Annotated in this window: 20 protein-coding genes, 1 tRNA gene and 2 pseudogenes; 9 read left to right on the forward strand and 14 right to left on the reverse strand. The window is 68.5% G+C overall.

Annotated features, from left to right (window positions below; translation table 11 throughout):
- Positions 1-2 precede the first annotated feature (2 nt).
- The gene (locus ACH46_RS05070) at positions 3-515 is read right to left on the reverse strand and encodes a Uma2 family endonuclease (protein ID WP_226995770.1); all 513 of its coding nucleotides are present in this window, start codon (positions 513-515) and stop codon (positions 3-5) included.
- Positions 516-647: 132 nt separating this feature from the next.
- Here ACH46_RS05070 and ACH46_RS05075 point away from each other — a divergent pair, with 132 nt between their 5' ends.
- Complete coding sequence (locus ACH46_RS05075) at positions 648-2054, forward strand: class II fumarate hydratase (protein WP_062391966.1); 1407 nt, start codon at positions 648-650, stop codon at positions 2052-2054.
- Positions 2055-2147: 93 nt separating this feature from the next.
- Here ACH46_RS05075 and ACH46_RS05080 read toward each other — a convergent pair whose 3' ends face one another.
- The 3 genes from ACH46_RS05080 to ACH46_RS05090 all read right to left on the reverse strand — a co-directional run bounded on the left by ACH46_RS05080 (position 2148) and on the right by ACH46_RS05090 (position 4892).
- The gene (locus ACH46_RS05080; protein WP_062391967.1) at positions 2148-3848 is read right to left on the reverse strand and encodes a fumarate hydratase; all 1701 of its coding nucleotides are present in this window, start codon (positions 3846-3848) and stop codon (positions 2148-2150) included.
- Between the two features lie 89 nt (positions 3849-3937).
- Complete coding sequence (locus tag ACH46_RS05085) at positions 3938-4339, reverse strand: hypothetical protein (RefSeq protein ID WP_062391968.1); 402 nt, start codon at positions 4337-4339, stop codon at positions 3938-3940.
- Between the two features lie 43 nt (positions 4340-4382).
- On the reverse strand, positions 4383-4892 hold the full coding sequence (locus ACH46_RS05090; protein ID WP_062391969.1) for a DUF2231 domain-containing protein: 510 nt from the start codon (positions 4890-4892) through the stop codon (positions 4383-4385).
- 79 nt (positions 4893-4971) lie between these two features.
- On the opposite strand from ACH46_RS05090, the gene ACH46_RS05095 reads away from it, so the two are divergent.
- Positions 4972-5667 carry a helix-turn-helix transcriptional regulator gene (locus ACH46_RS05095; protein ID WP_120298696.1) on the forward strand — a complete coding sequence of 232 codons (696 nt, stop codon included), beginning with the start codon at positions 4972-4974 and terminating at the stop codon, positions 5665-5667.
- A 112-nt stretch (positions 5668-5779) separates the two neighbouring features.
- On the opposite strand, the gene ACH46_RS05100 is transcribed toward ACH46_RS05095, so the two are convergent.
- Complete coding sequence (locus ACH46_RS05100) at positions 5780-6232, reverse strand: MarR family winged helix-turn-helix transcriptional regulator (protein ID WP_062391970.1); 453 nt, start codon at positions 6230-6232, stop codon at positions 5780-5782.
- Between the two features lie 153 nt (positions 6233-6385).
- On the opposite strand from ACH46_RS05100, the pseudogene ACH46_RS05105 reads away from it, so the two are divergent.
- Positions 6386-7593: pseudogene (locus ACH46_RS05105) on the forward strand (MFS transporter).
- Positions 7594-7661: 68 nt separating this feature from the next.
- Positions 7662-8486: an aldo/keto reductase gene (locus ACH46_RS05110; RefSeq protein ID WP_062391971.1), complete on the forward strand. Its 825-nt coding sequence runs from the start codon at positions 7662-7664 to the stop codon at positions 8484-8486.
- Here the strand turns inward: ACH46_RS05110 and ACH46_RS21560 are convergent.
- Together ACH46_RS21560 and ACH46_RS05120 are read right to left on the reverse strand one after the other, a co-directional pair.
- Positions 8487-9394, reverse strand: a pseudogene (locus ACH46_RS21560) (patatin-like phospholipase family protein).
- Positions 9395-9455: 61 nt separating this feature from the next.
- Entirely contained in the window at positions 9456-9986 is a 531-nt protein-coding gene (locus tag ACH46_RS05120) for a DinB family protein (RefSeq protein ID WP_062391972.1), read from the reverse strand.
- A gap of 234 nt (positions 9987-10220) precedes the next feature.
- Between ACH46_RS05120 and ACH46_RS05125 the strand changes: the two genes are divergently transcribed.
- Complete coding sequence (locus ACH46_RS05125; RefSeq protein ID WP_082399404.1) at positions 10221-11474, forward strand: AbrB family transcriptional regulator; 1254 nt, start codon at positions 10221-10223, stop codon at positions 11472-11474.
- Here the strand turns inward: ACH46_RS05125 and ACH46_RS05130 are convergent.
- The gene (locus ACH46_RS05130) at positions 11422-12216 is read right to left on the reverse strand and encodes a hypothetical protein (protein ID WP_062391973.1); all 795 of its coding nucleotides are present in this window, start codon (positions 12214-12216) and stop codon (positions 11422-11424) included. The genes ACH46_RS05125 and ACH46_RS05130 overlap by 53 nt on opposite strands.
- Positions 12217-12311: 95 nt before the next feature.
- On the opposite strand from ACH46_RS05130, the gene ACH46_RS05135 reads away from it, so the two are divergent.
- Positions 12312-13580, forward strand: a complete 1269-nt coding sequence (locus tag ACH46_RS05135; protein ID WP_062391974.1) for a competence/damage-inducible protein A — start codon at positions 12312-12314, stop codon at positions 13578-13580.
- Between the two features lie 15 nt (positions 13581-13595).
- On the opposite strand, the gene ACH46_RS05140 is transcribed toward ACH46_RS05135, so the two are convergent.
- The 3 genes from ACH46_RS05140 to ACH46_RS05150 all read right to left on the reverse strand — a co-directional run bounded on the left by ACH46_RS05140 (position 13596) and on the right by ACH46_RS05150 (position 15043).
- The gene (locus ACH46_RS05140) at positions 13596-14228 is read right to left on the reverse strand and encodes an AMIN-like domain-containing (lipo)protein (protein ID WP_062391975.1); all 633 of its coding nucleotides are present in this window, start codon (positions 14226-14228) and stop codon (positions 13596-13598) included.
- 109 nt (positions 14229-14337) lie between these two features.
- Positions 14338-14414, reverse strand: a tRNA-Leu gene (locus ACH46_RS05145).
- A 29-nt stretch (positions 14415-14443) separates the two neighbouring features.
- Complete coding sequence (locus tag ACH46_RS05150) at positions 14444-15043, reverse strand: TetR/AcrR family transcriptional regulator (protein WP_062391976.1); 600 nt, start codon at positions 15041-15043, stop codon at positions 14444-14446.
- Between the two features lie 71 nt (positions 15044-15114).
- Here ACH46_RS05150 and ACH46_RS05155 point away from each other — a divergent pair, with 71 nt between their 5' ends.
- From ACH46_RS05155 to ACH46_RS05165, 3 genes are all read left to right on the forward strand, one after another.
- Positions 15115-16566, forward strand: a complete 1452-nt coding sequence (locus tag ACH46_RS05155) for an MDR family MFS transporter (protein WP_082399405.1) — start codon at positions 15115-15117, stop codon at positions 16564-16566.
- Between the two features lie 9 nt (positions 16567-16575).
- The gene (locus tag ACH46_RS21235; protein WP_062391977.1) at positions 16576-17139 is read left to right on the forward strand and encodes a hypothetical protein; all 564 of its coding nucleotides are present in this window, start codon (positions 16576-16578) and stop codon (positions 17137-17139) included.
- Positions 17140-17213: 74 nt separating this feature from the next.
- Positions 17214-17924, forward strand: a complete 711-nt coding sequence (locus ACH46_RS05165) for a DsbA family oxidoreductase (RefSeq protein ID WP_062391978.1) — start codon at positions 17214-17216, stop codon at positions 17922-17924.
- 78 nt (positions 17925-18002) lie between these two features.
- Here the strand turns inward: ACH46_RS05165 and ACH46_RS05170 are convergent, their stop codons facing one another.
- The 3 genes from ACH46_RS05170 to ACH46_RS05180 form a co-directional block, all read right to left on the reverse strand.
- Positions 18003-19655, reverse strand: coding sequence for an ABC transporter permease (locus tag ACH46_RS05170; RefSeq protein WP_062391979.1), 1653 nt, complete (start codon positions 19653-19655; stop codon positions 18003-18005).
- Positions 19656-19659: 4 nt separating this feature from the next.
- Positions 19660-20706, reverse strand: a complete 1047-nt coding sequence (locus ACH46_RS05175) for an extracellular solute-binding protein (protein WP_062391980.1) — start codon at positions 20704-20706, stop codon at positions 19660-19662.
- 135 nt (positions 20707-20841) lie between these two features.
- Complete coding sequence (locus tag ACH46_RS05180) at positions 20842-21891, reverse strand: ABC transporter ATP-binding protein (RefSeq protein ID WP_062391981.1); 1050 nt, start codon at positions 21889-21891, stop codon at positions 20842-20844.
- Positions 21892-21912 lie beyond the last annotated feature (21 nt).

The following is a 21912-nucleotide window of genomic DNA, read 5'->3' on the forward strand; positions in this document are numbered from 1 at the left end:
GGTCAGACGAGGGCGTCGAGGTCCAGGGCTGCGGTGAACGGCGTCGTCACCTCGACGGTCCCGGTGTGCCAGTCGCCCACGTACCGGCCGTCCGAGAGGGTGAGGAGTTCGATCCTCGGGTGGTCGTCGAGGTCGACGATCCAGTAGTGCGGGATGCCTGCGTCGGCGTACTCGCCGCGCTTGCGGACCAGGACGACGTGGCGGGTGCCGGGGGAGACGATCTCGATCACGAGGACGACGTCGTCGGCGGTGAGCGCGACGAGGTCCTCGCGATCCCGAGCCACCACGATGGCGGGGTTGCGGACCGTCGGGCGATCGGTCGCGGTCAACACCACTTCCGGTTCAGCCGCAACGACGAACTCGGTCGGAGCCTGCGCGATCAACTCCGCCGCGAGTCTCGTGAGAAGCCTCTGGTGCAGAAAACGCGGTCTCGGCGACACGATCAGGACCCCCTCCTGAAGCTCTGACCGCTGTGACGTGTCCTCCCCCAAGGCACGCCACTGCTCCAACGACATCGGTTGAGGATGTGTCGGAGCCCAGGTCATGGACCCGACTGTAATCGCCGTGTCCGGTTCTGCCCAGCGCGTTGTCCACAGGTCTGCGGGAGCGACTGGAACATTCACGGCTTCGGATCGGTTGGAACGAACATGGCTGACGACACTGGTGAATTCCGAATCGAACACGACACGATGGGTGAGGTGCGGGTCCCCGCGGCCGCACTCTGGCGAGCGCAGACGCAACGCGCCGTCGAGAACTTCCCGATCAGTTTCCGGCCCCTCGAACGCACCCAGATCCGCGCGCTCGGCCTCCTGAAGGCCGCGACCGCCCAGGTGAATCGCGATCTCGGTCTGCTCGACGCGACCAAGGCCGACGCCATCATCGCGGCCGCGCAGGAGATCGCTGACGGTCTGCACGACGACCAGTTCCCGATCGACGTCTTCCAGACGGGGTCGGGCACGTCGTCGAACATGAACGCCAACGAGGTCATCGCCTCCATCGCCGCGCGGAACGGCGTGGACGTGCACCCGAACGACGACGTCAACATGTCGCAGAGCTCCAACGACACCTTCCCGACGGCCACCCACGTCGCCGCGGCAGAAGCCGTTGAGCGACAGCTGATTCCGGCGCTCGAGCACTTGCAGGAGACCCTGGCCGAGAAGTCGACGCAGTGGCGCACCGTCGTGAAGTCGGGCCGTACCCACCTGATGGACGCGGTGCCGATCACCCTGGGCCAGGAGTTCAGCGGCTACGCCCGCCAGGTGGAGGCCGGCGTCGAGCGACTCCGGTCCTCCCTTCCCCGCGTCGGCGAGGTCCCGATCGGCGGCACTGCGGTCGGCACCGGGCTCAACGCTCCCGAACGTTTCGGCACCCTGGTCGTCGCCGAGCTGATCAAGCTCACGGGTGTCGACGACCTCTCGCTGGCTCGTGACAACTTCGAGGCGCAGGCTGCGCGCGACGGCCTCGTCGAACTGTCCGGCCAGTTGAAGACGATCGCGGTCTCGCTGACGAAGATCGCCAACGACGTCCGCTGGATGGGCTCGGGTCCGCTCACCGGCCTCGGCGAGATCTCCCTTCCCGACCTGCAGCCCGGCAGTTCGATCATGCCCGGCAAGGTGAATCCCGTTCTGCCGGAGGCTGTCGCGCAGGTCGCGGCCCAGGTGATCGGCAACGACGCGGCCGTCACGTGGGGCGGCGGTGGCGGCGCCTTCGAGATCAACGTCAACATCCCGATGATGGCGCGCAACGTGCTGGAGTCGGTGACCCTGCTCGCGAATGTCTCGCGACTCTTCGCCGACCGCTGCATCAGCGGCCTGGTGGCGCACGAAGAGCGCCTGCGCACCCTGGCGGAGTCGTCGCCGTCGATCGTCACCCCGCTGAACTCGGCCATCGGCTACGAGGAGGCGGCCGCCGTCGCGAAGGAGGCGCTGAAGGAGGGCAAGACCATCCGTCAGACCGTCATCGACCGCGGTCTCATCGGCGACAAGCTCTCAATGGAGGAACTGGACCGTCGCCTCGACGTCCTCAAGATGGCGAACATCGACCGAGAGCGCTGAGTCCGCGATCGGACGAAAAATCTCGGCCCCCGAATCCATCTGTGAGGTGGATTCGGGGGCCGAGATCTTTTGTTCAGGCGAGGCCGTGCCGGTCTAGCGCTCCTTGGAGCGGACGCGGATGCCGCTCAGGGGGATGCTGACGCTGCCGCTGGGGTCGGTGAAGAAGTCGTTGCCCTTGTCGTCGACGACGATGAAGGCGGGGAAGTTCTCGACCTCGATCTTCCACACGGCTTCCATGCCGAGCTCCGGGTACTCCAGGACCTCCTGGCTCTTGATGCAGTCGAGGGCCAGACGGGCGGCGGGGCCGCCGATGGAACCGAGGTAGAAGCCGCCGTGCGCGTTGCACGCCTCCGCGACGACCTTGGAGCGGTTGCCCTTGGCGAGCATCACCATGGAGCCGCCCGCGGCCTGGAACTGCTCGACGTACGAGTCCATGCGACCGGCCGTGGTGGGGCCGAAGGAACCCGACGCCATGCCCTCGGGGGTCTTGGCGGGTCCGGCGTAGTACACCGGGTGGTTCTTCAGGTACTCGGGCATCGGCTCGCCGGCGTCGAGGCGCTCCTTGATCTTGGCGTGCGCGATGTCGCGGGCGACGACCAGCGGGCCGGTCAGCGACAGGCGGGTCTTCACCGGGTGCTTCGACAACTCGGCGAGGATCTCCTCCATCGGCTGGTTGAGGTCGATCTCCACGACCTCGCCGCCCGCGATGTCCTGGGCGGTGCCGGTGTCGGGCATGTACTGCGCCGGATCGGTCTCGAGCTGCTCCAGGAAGACGCCGTCGGCGGTGATCTTGCCGAGCGCCTGGCGGTCGGCCGAGCACGACACGGCGATCGCGACGGGCAGCGACGCGCCGTGGCGGGGGAGTCGGACCGCGCGCACGTCGTGGCAGAAGTACTTGCCGCCGAACTGGGCGCCGATGCCGAACGACTGCGTCAGCTTGAAGATCTCCTCTTCGAGCTCCGGGTCGCGGAAGGCGTGGCCGGTCATGTCGCCCTCGGTGGGCAGCGAGTCCAGGTAGTGGGCCGACGCGTACTTCGCGGTCTTGAGCGCGAACTCGGCCGACGTGCCGCCGATGACCACGGCCAGGTGGTACGGCGGGCAGGCCGCGGTGCCGAGCGACCGGATCTTCTCGTCCAGGTAGGTCAGCAGGCGCTTGGGGTTCAGGATGGCCTTCGTCTCCTGGAACAGGAACGACTTGTTGGCGCTGCCGCCGCCCTTGGCCATGAACAGGAACTTGTACTCGGGACCCTTGGGGCCCTGCTCGGTCGCGTAGATCTCGACCTGGGCGGGCAGGTTGGTTCCGGTGTTGCGCTCCTCGTACATGGTGATCGGCGCGTTCTGCGAGTACCGCAGGTTGAGATTGGTGTAGGCGTCGTACACGCCCTTCGAGATCCACTCGCCGTCCTCGACGCCGGTCAGCACGCCCTCGGACTTCTTGCCCATGACGATGGCGGTGCCGGTGTCCTGGCACATCGGCAGGACACCACCGGCGGAGATGTTGACGTTCTTGAGGAGGTCCAGGGCGACGAAGCGGTCGTTGCCGGAGGCCTCGGGATCGTCGATGATCTTGCGCAGCTGCTTCAAGTGCGCGGGCCGCAGGTAGTGGCTGATGTCGTGCATCGCCTCCGCGGTCAACTTCTGGATCACCTCGGGATCGACCTTCAGGAAGGTCTGTCCGTCGACCTCGAAAGTCGAGACGCCCTCCTTGGTGATCAGTCGGTACGGGGTCTCGTCTTCACCGATCGGCAGGAGGTCGGAGTAGAGGAATTCGGGGGCTGAAGCTGATTCACTCACGGCTCTGATGGTAACTCTCCTGCTGAGCGCGCTTGCCCACCGCCGGGATTACCGGTCGGTAGGCAAGCGCAGGTCGGCGTGCGATCGGGTCAGCTGCCGATGCCGATGGCGGTCAGCAGGACGGTCACCAGAGTGGCGACGGCGAAGAGGCCGTGCGCGCCGACGACGGCGATCGGGAACGACTTCTCCGGCGGGTCGACGGCGTCGTTCGAGAGGCTCGGCAGCCAGCGGGCCACCATGCCGAAGCCGGTCAGCGCCAGCAGCACCAGCAGGACCAGCGAGACCCAGGCGAGGGCGTCGACGTCGGAGACCAGGTAGACGATCCAGAGGACCAGGCCGACGGCGGCGACGAGGAAGTGTGCGAAGACGACGGGTGCGGGGAGCCGGGAGGTGGTGCCTGCTTTCGCGCCGCCGCCCGCCAGCCACTTGGCGAGGAGGACGAAACCGCCTCCGGCGGTGATCACCCAGAGGATCAGGGCTGCGATGTTCATAGTGTTCTGCTCCAAACGTTGAGGTGTGGGCTGTGACTTGAAATCACCGGACGAAACCGGTTGCTTGTTCGGCCTCGGCGACGACGCGGACGCCGTAGCGGTAGGCGAGTTTGCCGCCGAGCGAACCGGCGATCGTCAGGACGACGAGGCAGACGACGCTGAGTGCGATTGGGCCGTAGGCGACGGCGTCGTCGAGCGATCCGACCGCGCGCCACCAGAAGGCGAACCCGAAGCCGATGGTCACGGCGAGCATCAAGCTCATGTGCCAGATCCCCGTGCGGAAGGCCTCGGTGCCGGTCGGGATGACGAGCAGGTCGAGGAAGCCGACGGTGGCGGCGGCGAGGGCGCCGAGGACTCCGATGCCGATGAGCCAGAGCGCGCCGCGGTTCAGGAAGGCCGGGTCGTCGACGACGTGCGAGGCGATGTCGAAGACCAGGCTCGTGACCCACGCGCCGATCGGAATCGTCACGAGAATCGGGTGGAACGGATGTCCATACGGACCTGCCATCGCTGCGCTGGCCGGGTGTTTTGCCTGCTCGTGGAGCTCATCCATCGTAGTCACCTCTAAAATTCATAGTCGTTGCTATTAGAACTGACATTACGCCCACAGATGTTGGTTTTACAATGGGGTCATGGCTCTCTTCTCGCGGTTCCGTCGGTCCCTGCCCGACCGGGACGACGTGGCGGCCGTGTCGGCACTCGACGAACCGACCCGGCGTCGGATCTACGACTTCGTCTGCCCCAAGCGCGACGCGCTCAGTCGCGACGAGGTGAGCGCCGCGCTCGGGATCCCGAGGCAGACAGCGGCCTTCCATCTGGAGAAGCTGGCGGATGCCGGCCTGCTCGACGTCGAGTACGCACGACGCAGCGGACGGACCGGTCCAGGTGCCGGGCGGCCGTCGAAGCTGTATCGGCGCAGTCGGCGAGAGGTGAGCGTGCAACTCCCGGGACGGTCGTACGACGTCGCGGGCGCGCTTCTGGCTCAAGCGGTGGAGGACGCGGATCGGACGGGGGAGTCGCCGCGTGCGTGTCTGGCGCGCAGTGCCGCCGACCTCGGTCGCGATCTCGGGCTGCCCGAGGGGGCGACCGACGAGGAACTCATGACGCTGCTCGCCGAAGCCGGCTACGAACCGCGCATCGAGGGCGACGACATCGTCCTGGTGAACTGCCCGTTCCATGCGCTCGCCAAGGAACACACCGGACTGGTGTGCGGAATGAACCTGGATCTGGTGTCGGGCGCACTCGGCAGTGCGGCTGGGCGGGCTCGGCTCGAACCGCACGACGGGTACTGCTGCGTGCGGATCAAGCGTGCGGTGACGCCGGCCTGAGTGGGCCTGCGCGACCCAGCCCGCGGCGATCTCGATGCGCGGGCTCGCTGCGCTCGCGCGCTTACTCGATCAGCAAGGGGCGGCTCGCTCGATCGGCAAGGGGTGGTGCGGGCTACGTCGCGGCGGGGATTCGCGAATGGACAGCCTCGGCGAGGAAGGCGAGCTCGGGTTGCTCCTCGGCCTCGGTGAGCGCCTCCTCGAGGATGCGGTCGTGCGTGGGGCGCGCCTCGTCGAGCAGCTTGATGCCTGCCGGGGTGAGTTCGGTGTAGATCCCGCGTCGATCGTCGGCGCAGAGGATGCGCGTCAGCAGGACGCGATCCTCCAAGCGGGTCACCAAGCGTGTGGTGGCGCTGCTGGAGAGGGCGGCCGCGCGGGCCAACTGCTGCATCCGCATGTGCCAGCCGTCCTGTCTGCTGAGGGCGTCCAGCACTGTGAACTCGACGACCGACAGTCCGTGTTCGGACTGCAGTGCCTTCTCGAGCTTGGTCTCGATCAGCGAGTGGAGTGCGACGAGTGTGCGCCACCCGCGTGCCCGGATCTCGACGGCGTCGTCGGCAATTCCCATGTCAAAGCCCTTTCTGATGCTGATTCACTGTAGCACCTTGCGAAGGTAACCGGCGTGTGCAACTATTTAAACCGTTGCGTACGCAATTACTGCACACGCTGGTGATTGCAAACGCGGTTTCACATCACGAACACACAGTCTTGAGGAGTAGTCATGCCAGTCGCGCTCTACGCGCTCGCCCTCGGCGGCTTCGGCATCGGTCTCACCGAGTTCGGCATCATGGGCCTCCTGCCCGAGGTGGCCGCCGACTTCGGTGTCACCGAATCGGTCGCCGGGTACCTGATCTCGGGGTACGCGCTCTCGGTGGCGATCGGCGCCATCATCTTCACTGCGGTCCTCGGCCGCGTCGACCGGAAGAAGGCCCTGCTCGGCCTCCTGGTCCTGTTCATCATCGGCAACATGGTGTCGGCGATCGCAGGCACCTACGAGTTGATGCTCGCCGGTCGCATCGTCGCGGCCCTGTGCCACGGCGCCTTCTTCGGCATCGGATCAGTGGTCGCCGCCGACCTCGTCAGCGAGAACCGTCGCGCCGCCGCCATCTCGATCATGTTCGCCGGCCTCACCGTCTCCAACGTGCTCGGTGTCCCGCTCGGCACCTTCCTGGGGCAGGCCGCGGGCTGGCGCGCCACCTTCTGGGCCATCACCGTCATCGGCGTCGCCGCACTGATCGGCATCGGTGTTCTCGTCAAGCCCACCGCGGCACCGGAACGCACAGGCAGTGCCCTCGACGAGTTCATCATCTTCCGCAGCCGCCAGGTGTGGCTGTCCATGATCGTCACCGTCCTCGGCTACGGCGGCATGTTCGGCGCGTTCAGCTACATCGCCTTCACCCTCACCGGTGTCAGCGGCTTCAGCTCGTCGGCCGTCCCGTGGCTGCTGGTCCTGTTCGGCGTCGGACTCTTCGCGGGCAACCTGCTCGACGGTCGCGCCGCGGACAAGAACCCTCCGCGCACCCTGATCGTCCTGTTCATCGCCCTCACCGTGGTCCTCGGGATCTTCGCGGCGACCGCGACCTCGCAGATCGCCACCGTCATCGCGCTGGTGCTCATGGGCGCCCTCGGTTTCGCGACCGTCCCCGGACTGCAGATGCGCATCATGAACTTTGCGACCGACGCGCCCCCCTCGCCTCCGGCACCAACATCGCCGCGTTCAACGTCGGCAACGCCTTCGGCGCGTGGGTCGCAGGCCTCACCATCGCGGCGGGTCTCGGCTACACCTCGCCGCTGTGGGTCGGCGCCCTCATCACCGCGGGCGGCCTGCTGGTCTTCCTCGCCGCGACCAGGATGTCCGACGGAGAGTACGCCGCATCTGGTACGCCGGAAGCGGAGTCCGCTCAGCGTGCGCCCGCAGGCGTCGCCTGACACCGTAGAACCGGAACCGCACGCTCAGAACAACACGACTTCAGCACAACAAGACTCTTAGGAGAAGTATGTCCGCCATTCCGAACATCACCCTCAACAACGGCGTCGTGATGCCGCAGGTCGGGTTCGGTGTCTTCCAGGTACCGGACGACGGCGCGCAGGCCGCCGTCGAGACCGCACTGGAGAAGGGCTACCGCAGCATCGACACCGCGATGATCTACGGCAACGAGGCCGGCGTCGGCCGCGCCATCGCAGCATCCGGCATCGCCCGCGACGAGCTGTTCATCACCACCAAGCTGTGGCTGGCCGACCTCGGTGCGGGCAAGGCGGAGGCCGCCCTCGACGCGAGCCTCGAACGCCTCGGCCTCGATCAGGTGGACCTGTACCTGATCCACTGGCCGGCACCCGCCACCGACGACTACCTCGACAGCTGGCAGCAGCTCTCGGCGCTCGGCGATGCGAAGACCCGGGCGATCGGCGTCTCGAACTTCCTGCCCGAGCACCTCGACCGCGTCGCGGCACTGGGCGGCGCCATCCCGGCCGTCAACCAGATCGAGCTGCACCCGACGCTGCAGAACAGGGAGACCGTGGAGGCCAACCGCCGTCTCGGCATCGCGACCGAGGCGTGGAGCCCCCTCGCGCAGGGTGCGGCGCTGACAGCTCCGGCAGTCGTCGAGGCCGCCGAGCGCCACGAGGTGAGCCCGGCACAGGTGGTCCTGCGGTGGCACGTGCAGAACGGCACCATCGTGATCCCGAAGTCGGTGACGCCGTCGCGCATCGCGTCGAACCTCGACCTGTTCGGCTTCGACCTCACCGAGTCCGAGATGGACGCGATCAACGCGCTCGAGGCCGACGGTCGTACCGGCCCGCACCCGGCACAGTTCAACGGCTGATCAATTCAACGGTTGAGGAATCGGCTCCTTGTCGGGGGCGTGAACGTGAACGGCGATGTGGTCGGCGGGGAACTCCCGCCGACCACCGTCGACGTCCAGGAACTTCGCGGCGGCTTCGTAACCGCGTTCGATGAGCTCGTCGGCGTGAGAGAAGTCCATCGGGCCGATGGTCAGCGGGCACGGCGGAGGCAGCACGATCAGGTCGGCGGCGTCGGTGTACTCGCGGATGTCGCGCAGCAGTCGTTTGTGTATGAGCAGCGTCATCGTGTGCAACAGAATCGCCGGCACGTCTTTCGGCGGATCGGCGAGTGCGCACGGATAGCCGCACGGCAGCACGTAGATGGTGTCCGCGCCGCCCTCCACGGCATTCGAGATGGCGGTGTTGTCGGCGATCCCGCCGTCGATCAGGAGTCGCCCGTTCCAGTCGATCGGCGGAATCAAGCCCGGGATCGCGGCGCTGGCGACGATCGCGTCGGACGCCGGTCCCTCGTGGATGTCGACCTCGTTGCCGGTCACCAGATCGGTCGCGACCACCGTCAGCGGGATCCGGGTGTCCTCGATGCGATCCGGGTGTCCTCGATGCGATCGAAGCTCAGGTACTTCTCGGTGAGATGACGGATGCCCTGGTCGCTGAACAGTGCGGACTTGCGGCCGAGGAGCGCCAGCGCGATCTGCTTGGGACTCGGTCGGAACAGCTGCCAGGTGTGCAGGCCGCGCCAGATGGTGTCCAGATCGTCGACGACGTCGAGCCGGAGACCGCGGTCGGCGATGAACGCGGCGTTCAACGCGCCGACCGATGTGCCGACCAGGAAGTCCGGCTCCACCTCGATCTCGGCGAGCGCCCGTAGCATCCCGACCTGCATGGCACCCAGGTTCGCGCCACCGGAGAGAACGAGTGCTGTGGTCATGGCGAACACCTCCCTCGACTCCACGATAGGACGATCCGCGGACGTCGGGGCGCGTTAGCGGTCAGGCGCGAGCGGGCAGCCCCACGTCGACGCGGTGGTGCTCGAGGTCGTGGACGGCGTAGATGCCGAGCGTCTCGACGGTGAACGGAGATCCGTTGCTGCGCATGCCCTGCCGCGCCCAGTCGTCGTCGCCAACCACCCGATACAGCTCGGCGAAGCCCTTCGCGGCGGCCTCCAACTGGTCGGCCACGGTCTCCGGGTCCTGCGCGTTGTATCCGGCCTCGGCCTCGGCCGAGTTCTGATCCCAGTCGGCGAAGTTCACCGGCTGCGTCTGCAGCATCATCTCCAGCCGCTCGGTCATCACCGCGTTCACATCGCGCACATGGCACGCATACTCCAACGGCGACCACGTGTCGGCATTCGGGCGGTGGGTCACGTCCGGGCGCGCGAGGACCTCGCGCCAGCCGTCGACCGTCGCGAGGATCCGCTCGCAGATCTCGGCACGTCGGAACTCGGCGGGGTCGAAACCGCATTCGCTGCAGCGCAGCGCGATCACCCAGGTCCAGTCCTTGGTGTCCGGCTTGATGGTCATGTCATCAGCGTAAGTCGAGTTCGGCGGACGGGTGGCGACGGCGCGCGAAAGTACGGTCGAACGGCTGAGTACACGCGATATGCGGTCGGGGAGGTGCGATTTCGTGTCGATGCCGACACCCGGATCGGCAGTGTGACGCACGGATCCGCGCGTCGCCCGCGGATTGCCGTCGCGTTCGGCCGATGGTCACTCGATGCTCGCCTCGATGTCATATGACGCCGGTAGAACCGGGGCGTGACAACCACGATCGAGCGCGTCGAGGCACCCGACGACGATCCGCTTCCCGCTCCTGCGGTGCCGACTGCTCCGGCCCGCGACTCGAAGTGGAGGCGGGTGCCGCGGCCGGCGCGCTACGTGGTGGTGATCGCGGCAGCGTGGGTGCTGGCCGAGCTCGCCGCCCGCGTCGGGGTCCCGGCGCCGTCGTTGCTGGCGGCCCTGGTTCTCGGCGTCACGGTGCGGATGATCGGTGTGCGCGGCGTCGCGGTGCCGGGCGACATGAGCCGCTGGACGCAGGCGTTCATCGGCGTCATGCTCGGCGGCTACCTGAACGTGGAGGCGATCCGAGCCGTCGGACCTGCGCTGCTGCCGTTCGTCGCGGTGTCGGTCCTGACCATCGCGCTGTCGCTGGTCCTCGCGTGGGCGCTGAGCCGGTGGTCGCCGGGCATCGACAGGTCGACGGCCGTCCTCGGGCTGATGGCCGGCGGCTCGTCCGCGGTGGTCACCATGTGCGACGACTTCGGCGCCCGCAAAGACGTCGTCGGGTTCATGCAGTACTCGCGCGTCCTGATTGTCAGCGCCAGTGCGCCGTTCGTGATGATTGCGCTCGCCGGCGACACCGGCTCGGCGGGCACGGTGCCGGAGAGTCTGCTGCAACTGGTGGGGCGCGGCGACCAGGTGGCCGGTCTGTCGACGGCCATCGTCCTCGCTGCGGCAGGCATGTGGCTCGGCAAGCGGTTGGGGATGCCCGGCGGTGGATTGATCGGGCCGATGGTGGTGGCGGCGATCATCGGCGGCACCCAGCTCAGCCGGGGTTTCGCACCGCAGGGGGTGTTCAAGGAACTCCTGCTGGTGGTCGTGGGGTTGGAGGTGGGGCTGATGTTCAACCGGCAGATCTGGCGGCGACTGGCCCGCGCGCTCCCGGCCATCACCGCGTCGATCGTCGGCATGTGCGTCGCCGTCGCACTGCTGGCTCTCGGCGTGGCGCAGATGACCGGGGTGGCACTGTCCGACGCGTACCTCGCGACCACGCCGGGCGGCATCAACGCGGTGGTGGCGAGCGCGTCGAGTTCCGCCGACTCCGACATGGCGTTGATCGCGACGGTGCAGAGTCTGCGGCTGATCATCATGGTCCTGGCCCTGCCGCTGGTGGTGGCGGGCATCGAGCGTCTGGCGCGACGGCGTGCGCGGTGCGGTCGACACCGCCGTCGCGCCCCGATCAGATCGAGTTCAGGATCCGGGCGCGCAGCGAGTCGTACTCGCCGCGGGTGATCTGCCCGTAGCCGAGCAGGTCGTCGAGGTCCGACAGGCGCCGCGACACGGTCTCCCGCTTGGTCTCGGAGGCGTCGTGATCGGCCGCGAACGCGTCGACGATCGCCTGGATCTCGGTGCGCGCCTCGGGGTCGTCGCGGACGTCGAGGGCGCCGCCCAGCGCGATGCCGTGCCTGCGGAGGACGTCGACGATGCGCAGGAGCTCGTCGGCGCGGCCGGTCAAGTCGTAGGTCTTGTTCCGCGACTCGGACACGAATCGAGCAGGCCTCCGGCCGGTGTACAGCGCGGTGGCCTTCCAATCGGTCGCGACGACGCGGTCGTCGCCGACGAACACGCCCAGCAGCCCCTTGTCGAGCGCGGCGGCCGCGGAGACGGGCACGGTTGTCGTGAACCGGGTGGTGAAACGGTCCACGCGCGGGCCCTCGACATCGAGGTCCAGGACCATCACGCGGCGGCCGTCGACCTCGGTGCCCGTCTCCCGCGCGTCGACGATGCGGCCGATTGCGGGAACGCCGTGCGCGTCGAGGGCGGCGCGGAGTCGGCCGTTCCTGGTCACCGACAACACCATCGCCGCGACGACGGCCACCAGGATCGCGACGATCACCGCACCGGACCAGAGCAGCCACGCGGGCGCCTCGTCGACGACGACGTAGAGGATCAGGAAGACCGGCCCGACGATGCCGGTGAGCAGGAGGACCGGGAGGGTCTTCGCGAAGGTCTTCCAGAAGGTCGTGCCGCGCATGGGACCACGGTACGGAGCGCGCCGCAGCGGCGCGGCGGCCGGGTGGGACGGCGTGACGGACCGCGTGGTCGAGTTCCGCGACGTAACCTCGAAGCGTGAGCACACGCGCGGGAATCGTCGTCACCGGAACCGAAGTCCTCAGCGGTCGGATCTCCGATCAGAACGGTCCGTGGGTGTCGGCCCGACTGCTGGAACTCGGCGTCGACGTCGCCCACATCACCGTCTGCGGCGACCGTCCCGACGACCTGACAGCGCAGCTGCAGTTCCTGACCGACCAGCGCGTGGACTTGATCGTCACCACCGGCGGTCTCGGTCCCACCGCCGACGACCTCACCGTCGAGGCGGTCGCCGAGTTCACGGGCCGCGAGCTGCGCACCGACCCGGACATGCGGCAGACCATCGAGTCGGTGATCCGGAACTGGCGCAAGTACAGCGATCCGCTGCCCGCGTCCATCGTCGCCGCGATCGACAAGCAGGCGCTGATCCCCGTCGGTGCCGAGGCGATCCCGCCGACCGGTACGGCACCCGGAGTCGCCGTCGACGCCACCGACGGCATTCCGGCGATCCTCGTCCTCCCCGGCCCGCCGCACGAGGTGCAGGCGATGTGGCCCAGCGCGGTGGCCACGCCCGCGGTCGCAGCGGCCATCGCCGGCCGAGGCGCCTACGACCAGCACACGGTCCGCGCCTACGGGCTGTCGGAGCCCGACCTCGCGGTGACCCTCCGCGACCTGGAACAGACGGTCGACGGCTTCGACGCGCTCGAGATCACGACCTGCATGAGCGGCGGCGAACTCGAGATCGTCTCCCGGTTCGAGGTGGGTGCCGCCGCGACCTACCGAGAGGTGGAGGCCCAGCTGCTGTCGCGGCACGGCGACCGCGTCTACTCCACCGACGGCTCGACGATCGACGCCGTCCTCGCCGGACTCTTCGACGGCCGCACCATCGGGACCGCCGAGTCGTGCACCGGCGGGATGGTGGCCGCTGCGCTCACCGACCGGCCGGGGTCGTCGGCGTACATGCTCGGCGGCGTGGTGTCGTACGCGAACGAGGTGAAGTCGGGAGTTCTCGGCGTTCCCGCGGAACTGATCGACGAGCTCGGCGCCGTCAGCGAGCCGGTCGCGGCGAAGATGGCCGAGGGCGCGCGCCGCGTCCTCGGGTCCGACATCGCGGTCTCGACCACCGGCATCGCCGGCCCCGGCGGCGAACGCCCCGGCAAGCCGGTCGGCACCGTCTGCTTCGGCCTGGCGATCGACGGCCGCGACACCGTCACCGTGACCCGGGTCTTCCCCGGGAACCGTGCGACGGTCCGCACCCTGGCGACCTCCGCCGCGCTGCACCTGGTGGAGCGGGCGCTGCGGGACTGATCGGCTTTTCGCCGGTCAGTGCGCGATGTCGAGCACCAGTCGCGTGGGAGAGGTCAACGTACTGACACGGACCGCGGGCTTGTCGGCGTCGACCCCGATGAACAGTCGTTGCTGCCCTTCGAAGACGCCGAACCAGTTCACCTGCGTCACCTGCCCGGCGCCCGGGACCGGCTTCGGTCCCGTGAACTCGGGGATGCCGGTGTCACCGGGATACCGGACGCCGTTGATGACCAGCTGGATCACGCTGCGGCCGGGCACCGACACCGGATCGCCGCTGCCGTCCTGTCGGGGGTCGTCGGTGAAGCGGAGGTCGTAGCCGGGCGTGCCCGTCCCGCCGAACTCGACGACCACGCGGTCGTAGCCGGAGTGGGCGCCGACTCGGATGTCGGTCACGGTCAGCGCGGCACCGACGGCCGGCGCGCTGAGCGGTAGTCGTGCGGTGGGGACGGCCTCGGCGGTCGGTGTCGGCGACGTGTTCTGCGTGGTCGGTGTCGGCGAGCCCTGCTCGTCGGTGACCGTGACGGTGGTGACGGGCGTGGTGCGTGTCGGCGGCGACGAGGGCTCGGCGTCGCCGCAGGCGGTGAGTGCCAGCGTCGCGACCGCAGCGCAGCCGGCAAGGGCGAGACGGTGTCGGACGTCGGTGTTCATGGCTTAGTAGTACGCGACGTTCGCCCGATTCGGCCAGGGTGCCCGCTGTATTGTGACTGTTCTGTGGCTCCGTCGGTGAGGCGCCGCGGATGAGGGAGGGACGATCCGATGGTGCCCCCAGTCGGATTCGAACCGACACTTTGCGAATTTTAAGTTCGCTGCCTCTGCCATTTGGGCTATGGGGGCGCGTGACAAGCATGCCAGGTGCGGCGGCGTCAACGATCTCGCGGTGTCACCAAGGGGAGGAAGACGTCGTCGACGATCGCTTCGAGCGTCTCGTCGGGCACGGCATGGAGGGACATCATCACCTCGTGGCGATACAGGTTGTACGGGACCGCGCGCACGAGGGGAGTGAGGCGCTCGGGGTCGGCCTCGCCGCGCTCGACGGCGCGTTCCAGGATGTCCTCGATCGCCAGGCGGTGCCTCCCGAGAAGGAATTCGCGGACGTCACGCGGGCTGAGGCCGGTCTCCTCGTAGTACCCGCCGAGGCTGGCGCTCATCAGGACCAGGAAGTCCGAGCGCTGTGCGTTGGACCGACGCAGCGCGGTCAGCAGGTCGTCGCGGAGGTTTCCGGTGTCCGGGGCGGTGGTGTCCTGTCCGGCACCGTGGTGTTCGACCGCCGCCTTCAGAAGGTCGGCGCGCGTCGGCCAGCGTCGGTACAGCACGGGTCGGCTGGTCTCGGCGCGGTCGGCGACGGCCTCGAACGTGAAGCCCGAGTATCCGCGCTGTGACAGTTGTTCCCACGCTGCGTCGAGGATGGCGGCCTCGAGTTCCGCGCCGCGTCGCCTGGTCGCCCGTTCACCTTTAGAGTCCACTTGCGTATCTTATCGCACGGCTCTATCTTGGACTTCGTAATTAGATACATCAACGCATCTAAGGGGTTGTGATGGCGAAGGACCCGAGCGTGGCGATCCCACCCGAGGCGAAGCGGGTGGCGGTTGCGGTCATCGTCGGCTTGATCGCCCCGATCCTCGACACGACGATCGTCACGATCGCGTTCGACAGGCTGACGACCGCGCTCGATGCGACCGTCGACCAAGTGCAGTGGGTGGCGACGGGATACCTGCTCGCCCTGGCGGTCGGCGTCCCGCTGGCGGGGTGGGCGGCCACCCGGTTCGGCTCGCGGCGCGCGTGGCGGACGGGACTGTCACTGTTCCTGATCGGATCGGTGCTGTGCGCCCTCTCGTGGAACGTGGGAGCGCTCATCGCATTCCGCGTCGTCCAGGGCTTCGGCGCTGGACTGCTGTTCCCACTGATGACGTCGGTCCTCGTGCAGGCCAGCGGCGGTCGTGCGCTGGGGCAACTGGTCGCGATGGTGAGCCTGCCGACGGCGCTCGGCCCGATCCTGGGGCCGGTGATCGGCGGCGTGATCCTGCACTGGCTGGACTGGCAGTGGATGTTCGTCGTCAACGTGCCGGTGTGCATCATCGCGCTGGTGCTGGCCGGTCGGGTCCCGGACGACCGCGCCGAAGTCGGCGGCGCTCGGACCCGACTGGACCTCGTCGGACTCGCGCTCCTGGCGCCGGGACTGGTCGGCATCCTGCTCGGTCTGTCGAACTCGCACAACGGGATCGTCCGCACCGACGTGCTGGTGCCGCTGCTCGCGGGCCTGGCGTTGCTCGCGGTGTTCAGCGTGCGGTCGATCGGTCGGCCGCGGACCACGCTCGTCGATGTCCGCGTCCTCGCGCAGCGACCGGTCGCGGCGTCGTCGGTCACGCTGTTCTTCTACAGCATCGCCTCGTTCGGAGCGATGCTCGTGCTGCCGCTGTACCTCCAGCAGGAACGCGGGGAGACCGTTCTCGCGGCGGCGCTCGTCCTGATCCCGCAGGGTGTCGGCGCGTTGCTCTCTCGGTCGATCGCGGGAGTGCTCACCGACCGCTTCGGCGCTCGGTGGGTGGGCGTCGTGGGCTTCGGCATCGTGGCCGTCGCGACCGTGCCCTTCGCGGTCTCCGACCCACAGACGAACCTGGTCTGGCTGATGGTGGTGCTGTTCGTCCGCGGGCTCGGACTCGGCACCCTGATCAGCCCGCTGATGGCGTCGGGGTTCTACGGAACCTCGGCCGACGACCGCAACGACATCAGCGTCGTCACCAGGACGTTCCAGCAGGTCGGCGGCTCGTTCGGCACGGCCGTCATCGCCGTCGTCCTGACGGCTGCGACGACGGTCACCATCGGCTTCCGCGATGCCTTCTGGTGGTCGACGGGACTCGCCTTCGCAGGCGCCGCGGTTGCGCTGCTCCTGCCGACGCGGCCGTCGGCCCCCGTCGTTCGGCTGAACGACGCGACCGTAACCGGGAGCATTCCGCCTGACGAATCACCAGTGTCACAGCAGCACTGAGGAGGAGCAATGCGCAGTCGGATCGCCATCGGAACTCTCGTCACGGCCGGAGCCCTGGTCGGGCTCGTGACCGGATGCTCGCCGAACGACGCCGGTCCGGCGACGTCGAGCGCCGTCGAATCCGTGGTTCACCCACCGGCGACGGCCACGCCCAGCACCGTGACGCAGCCCGCCCCGACCGAGCAGACGACCGCCGCGACTCCGGCCCCGCAGGCGGAGACCACCGACCAGCAAGTGCCGACGGTGGAGCCGACGACGCCCGCCGCGACGACACCCGCTGCGGTCCCGTGCGACTCCGCGTCGGCCGGTGCCTTCGCGACCATCGCCGCCGAGTCGTCGGTCGGCTCCCGGCTGGTGAAGCCCGTCGTCTTCGACCGACTGCAGTGTGCGGGCACGTCGGCGGTCGGCCACACCGCACCGGACGGAGTGCACCAGCCGACCGGTGTGCTGTTCCGGTATTCGCCGGGATCTGCCGGTGGCCAGTGGATCGCCGTCGAGGTCGGTAGCGCCATAGACTGCGGACGGTTCGGCGCCGCACCCGAGGACGCGGCGAAGCTCGAGGGCTGCCTCTGATCGCAGACTTCGGGAACAGTCCCGACAGCGGAGACGTTGCACCTCTCAGCACAACTATCACTGGAGGCTTTCCCATGCAGGTCGAGATCTGGACCGACGTCAACTGCCCGTTCTGTTACCTGGGCAAGAAGCGGTTCACCGATGCCCTGGAGCAGTTCGACCACGCCGACCAGGTGGACGTCGTCCACCGTTCCTTCGAGCTCGACCCCACCGTTCCCGCGGGTACCTCGGGCAATGTGATCGACCACCTCGCGCGCAAGTACGGCCGCAGCCCGGAGGAGGCCGAAGCCGGTGAACGTCAGCTCGGCGCAGCAGCCAACGAGGCAGGCCTGGAGTACGTGGTGACCGGCCGCGACGTCGGCAACTCCTTCGACATGCACCGCCTCCTGCACTGGGCCCTCGAACTCGGCAAGCAGGAGCAGTTGCTCGACGCGCTGTACCTGGCCAACTTCGCCGACGCGACGCCGCTGTTCGGCAGCACCGACCGACTGGTGGAGGTGGCGGTCGGCGCGGGCTTCGACGAGGCCGAGGTCCGCGAGGTCCTCGACGACCCGATCCGCTACGCCGAGGCCGTCCGCCAGGACGAGCGTCAGGCGCAGGAGTTCGGCGTCAACGGCGTCCCGTTCTACGTCTTCGACCGCAAGTACGCGGTGTCCGGAGCGCAGCCGACCGAGCTGTTCGCGCAGGTCCTGGACAAGGCGTGGGGCGAGGCTCAGCCGCAGCCGATCGTCGTCGCCGACGGTGAGGCGTGCGGACCCGATGGATGCGCCGTCCCGCAGCAGTGACCTCGCGGCTGTGACCGCATGAGAAAGTGATGGATCTGAGCCCTCCGGGGGCTCAGATCCATCAGTTTTTTGAAGGATTCAGTTCCGCAGGGTCGACCGCGCCAGCAGAACGGCCGGGACGGCGCCGATCAGCAGCAGCGCCAGGCCGTAGGGGCTCGCGGTGGTGAAGTCCAGGACCTCGCCCTCGGTGGTCGCCCACAGTGCGGTGGCGAGCGTGTGCTCGCCGGTCGGCCGCATCAGCAGGGTGGTGGTCAGTTCCTTGCCCGCATCGAGCCCGACGAGGAGTGCGCCGGTGCCGATCGCAGGCAGCGACAGCGGCAGCGTGATCCGGGAGAAGGTCTGCACCGGGCCTTTGCCGAGCGCCCGCGACATCTCGTCGAGCTGCACCGACGCCTGCGCGATCCCGACCTGCTGCGAACCCACCGCGAGCGGCAGGAACATCACCACGTAGCCGATCACCAGCAGCGACGGCGTCTGGTACAGCGGGTACAGCCAGTGCACCGAGATGTACACCAGCGACAGCGCCATGATGACGCCCGGCAGCGCGTGCGCGACCCAGGTGGACCGTTCGACGAGCGACGACACGGTGCCGGGATGCCGGACCGCGAGGAGGGCGACCGGCAGTGCGCACACGGTCGCGATGACGGCGGCCGCCGCCGACCACTGAGCGGTGTTGGCGAGCGACTGCCACAGCTCGGGCCAGTCGATGTCATCGCCGCCGCCGGTGAGGTGATCGAGGATGCCGGACGCGGTGATCCACAGCGGGACGGCGAGCGCGGCGACGACGATCGCGGCGCAGAGTGCCAGCCACAGAGGCGTGGAGGCGCCGAGCCGCCACTTCATCGGCGGCCGCGGTGTACCGACGCCGGTGCGGACCGGCGTGCGACGGCCGCGGAGCAGGCGGTCGACGCCCAACAGCAGCAGAGCGCCGAGCGCGAGGACGACGGCGAGGGCGCGCGCCGACTCCGGCATGCCCAAGACGGTGGTGCGCTGCACGATCGCGGTCGTCAGGGTCTCGTAGTTCAGCATCTGCACGGCGCCGAACTCGGCCAGCAGGTGCAGGCTGATGATGAGCAGACCGGTCGCGATCGCGGGCCGCAGCTGGGGGAGGGTGACGCGGGCGAACGCGCGCAGCGGACCGTGGCCGAGCGCTCGGGCGGCCTCCTCCTGCGCCGGGTCCAGGCGGCGCAGCGCGGTCAGGGTCGGCAGGAAGATGTACGGGAACAGCGTCAAGGTCAGGATCGCGGTGGAACCGCCCAACCCGAAGATCAGATCCGATTCGGGGAAGTAGCGATAGCTGAACGCCACCCACGCGTACGACCCGACGAAGGTCGGGACGCCCAGCGGGAGCGTAAGCAGCACGGTCCACAGGCGTGGCAGCGGAAGGGTGGTCCGGGCGATCAGCACGGCCGCGCCGAGACCCAGGATCACCGAACCGATGCCGACGGCGACGACCAGCTTCACCGTGTTGACGATCAGCGGCATCGTGCTCGGAACGGCCAGCTCGTCGCGCAGCAGCGAGAAGCTGAAACCGGCGCGCAGCAGCAGGTAGGCCGCGGGAGCCAGTGAGGCGAGCGCGATGAGAACGCCGGGGATGACGAGCGTCAACGGCAGTCGTCGCTGCGGCTTGGCGCGACGCGACGGGGCGGGCAGGGCCGCGTCGAGCGCCGACGGCTCCGGCTCGAGCGCCGCGAGGACGCTCGAGCCGGAGTCGGTGGTGGTGTCGGTCATCGATCTAGACGATGCCCGCCTGCTTCAGCAGATCGTTGGCGGCGTCGACGTTGTCGAGCGATGCCTGATCGAACTTCGGGAAGGTCAGCGAGTCGAGAGCCGGGAGACCGTACGCGCTGGTGACGCCGGCGACCATCGGGATCTGCGGGGTCTCCGAGGCGACGACCTTCTGACCGCCGTCAGCGGCAGCCATCCACTTGACGAACTCGGCGGCCTTCTCCTGGTTCTTGCTGGACTTCAGCGTGGCCACACCGGACGCCAGCATCAGAGCGCCGGCGTCGTCGTTGTTCAGGTAGTGCACGCGCGAGGTCAGCTTGTCCTCGCCGCCCTTCTCCTTGGCCAGGATGTACCAGTAGTAGTGGTTCGACAGGCCGAACTCGTGCTGGCCGGCCTCGACGCTGTCACGGACCTTGCCGTTCTTCTGCTCGTTGACACCGTTGGCCTTGATGCCCTTGAGCCACTCGAGGGTCTTGTCCTTGCCGATCGTGTTGATCAGGTAGGCGGTGGTGGATTTGAACGCACCCGACGGCGCGTAGGCGAAGCGGCCCTTCCACTCGGGCTTGGTGAGGTCCAGGATCGACGACGGCAGCTTGTCCTCGGCGATCTTCGTCGGGTTGAAGAACATCACACGGGCACGCGCCGCGACGGGCAGCCAGTTGCCGGTCGACGGCACGAAGCGCTGGTCGGGGAGGGCGAGAACATCCTTGGCGACCGGCGACAGCAGACCCTGCTTGTCGAGCGAGGCCATGGGACCGGGCTCCTCGGTGAGGATCAGGTCGGCCTTGGAGCGGTCGCCCTCTTCGACGATCTGCCCGACCATCTCCGAGTCCTTGCCTGCGCGGACCTCGACCTTGGTGCCGGTGGCCGATTCGAAGCTGGACGCGAGGGCCTTCGCGAAGTCCTCGTGCTGGCCGGAGTACAGCGTCAGGGTGTCACCGGACGACGCGTCATCGGACGAACCGCAGCCTGCGGCCAGGCTGACCACGGCGACGGCCGCGGTCGCGGCGGTGAGAAGTCGAACGGTGCGACTCCGCTTCCACTGGAACGACATGTGTTCTCGATTCTGTGGGGAGAGGGGACAGCCGCGGTTCCGTGTGGCTGTCCTCACATCATCGCGACGATGTAAGGATAGCGTTGCCTCGCCACAGGGGCGACGAAGGGTGCATTTCCGTTGAAATCACAGGCGTCACGCCAGGGCGACGGCCCGCACGCAGACCGACGCGTCGACCTCGGGGAGGTCGCGGCCGGCGATCCGCAGGCGCAACGGCGTGCCATCGTCCAGGCGTAGTTGAACCAGCCCGTCGTGCCCGAAGAAGCGGGTGACGGCCACGGTGGCGTGGGTGCCGGAATCGGAGAGTTCGATCTGTTCCGGCCGGAGGACCAGGGTGGACCCGTGGACCGACTCGGACGGGACGCGCAGGGTGCCGAGCGGGCAGTCGACGGTGCTCGTCCCGTCGACGTCGGAGATCACGGTGCACGGGACCTCGACCGATTCGCCGAGGAAGGCTGCGGCCGCCGGATCGGCCGGGTGGGCGTACACCTCCTGCGGGGTCCCGGCCTGGACCACGCGGCCGTCGCGCATCAGGGCGACGTGGTCGGCCAGCGACAGGGCCTCGTTCTGGTCATGCGTCACCAGGACCGCGGTGGTGGCGATGCCGCGCAACAGGTCGCGGACCTCCTCGCGCAGGTCCACGCGCAGTGCGGCGTCGAGGGCGGAGAAGGGCTCGTCGAGCAGGATCACTGCGGGCGCGGGCGCGAGGGCGCGAGCCAGGGCGATGCGCTGCTGCTGGCCGCCGGACAGCTGAGCCGGGCGACGGTCGCCGTAGCCGGGCAGGCCCACCAACTCCAACATCTCGTCGACGCGCTCGGCGCGAGCACGGCGCTCGGCCGGGCGCATCGCAGTCAACGGTGTGCTCGGCAGACCGTAGGCGATGTTCGCAGCGACGCTCAGGTGCGGGAACAGGGCTCCCTCCTGCGCGACGATCCCGACGCTGCGCTTCTCCGGCTTCACGAAGACGCCGGGGCCGGCCACCGTGCGGCCGTCGAGGATCACCCGACCGGAGTCGGGGCGGTCGAAGCCCGCCAGGATCCGCAGGAGGGTGGTCTTGCCGCAACCGGACGCGCCGAGAATCGCGGTGAGGCCGCCGTCGACGACGTCGAGGTCGACGCCGCGCAGGGCGTGCACCGGCTCCGGACGGGACGGGAACGTCCGGGTGACGCCGTGGATCTGGAACATGAGGTCAGGCTACTCACGCGT

This window comes from Gordonia phthalatica (assembly GCF_001305675.1).
Lineage (GTDB): Bacteria > Actinomycetota > Actinomycetes > Mycobacteriales > Mycobacteriaceae > Gordonia > Gordonia phthalatica.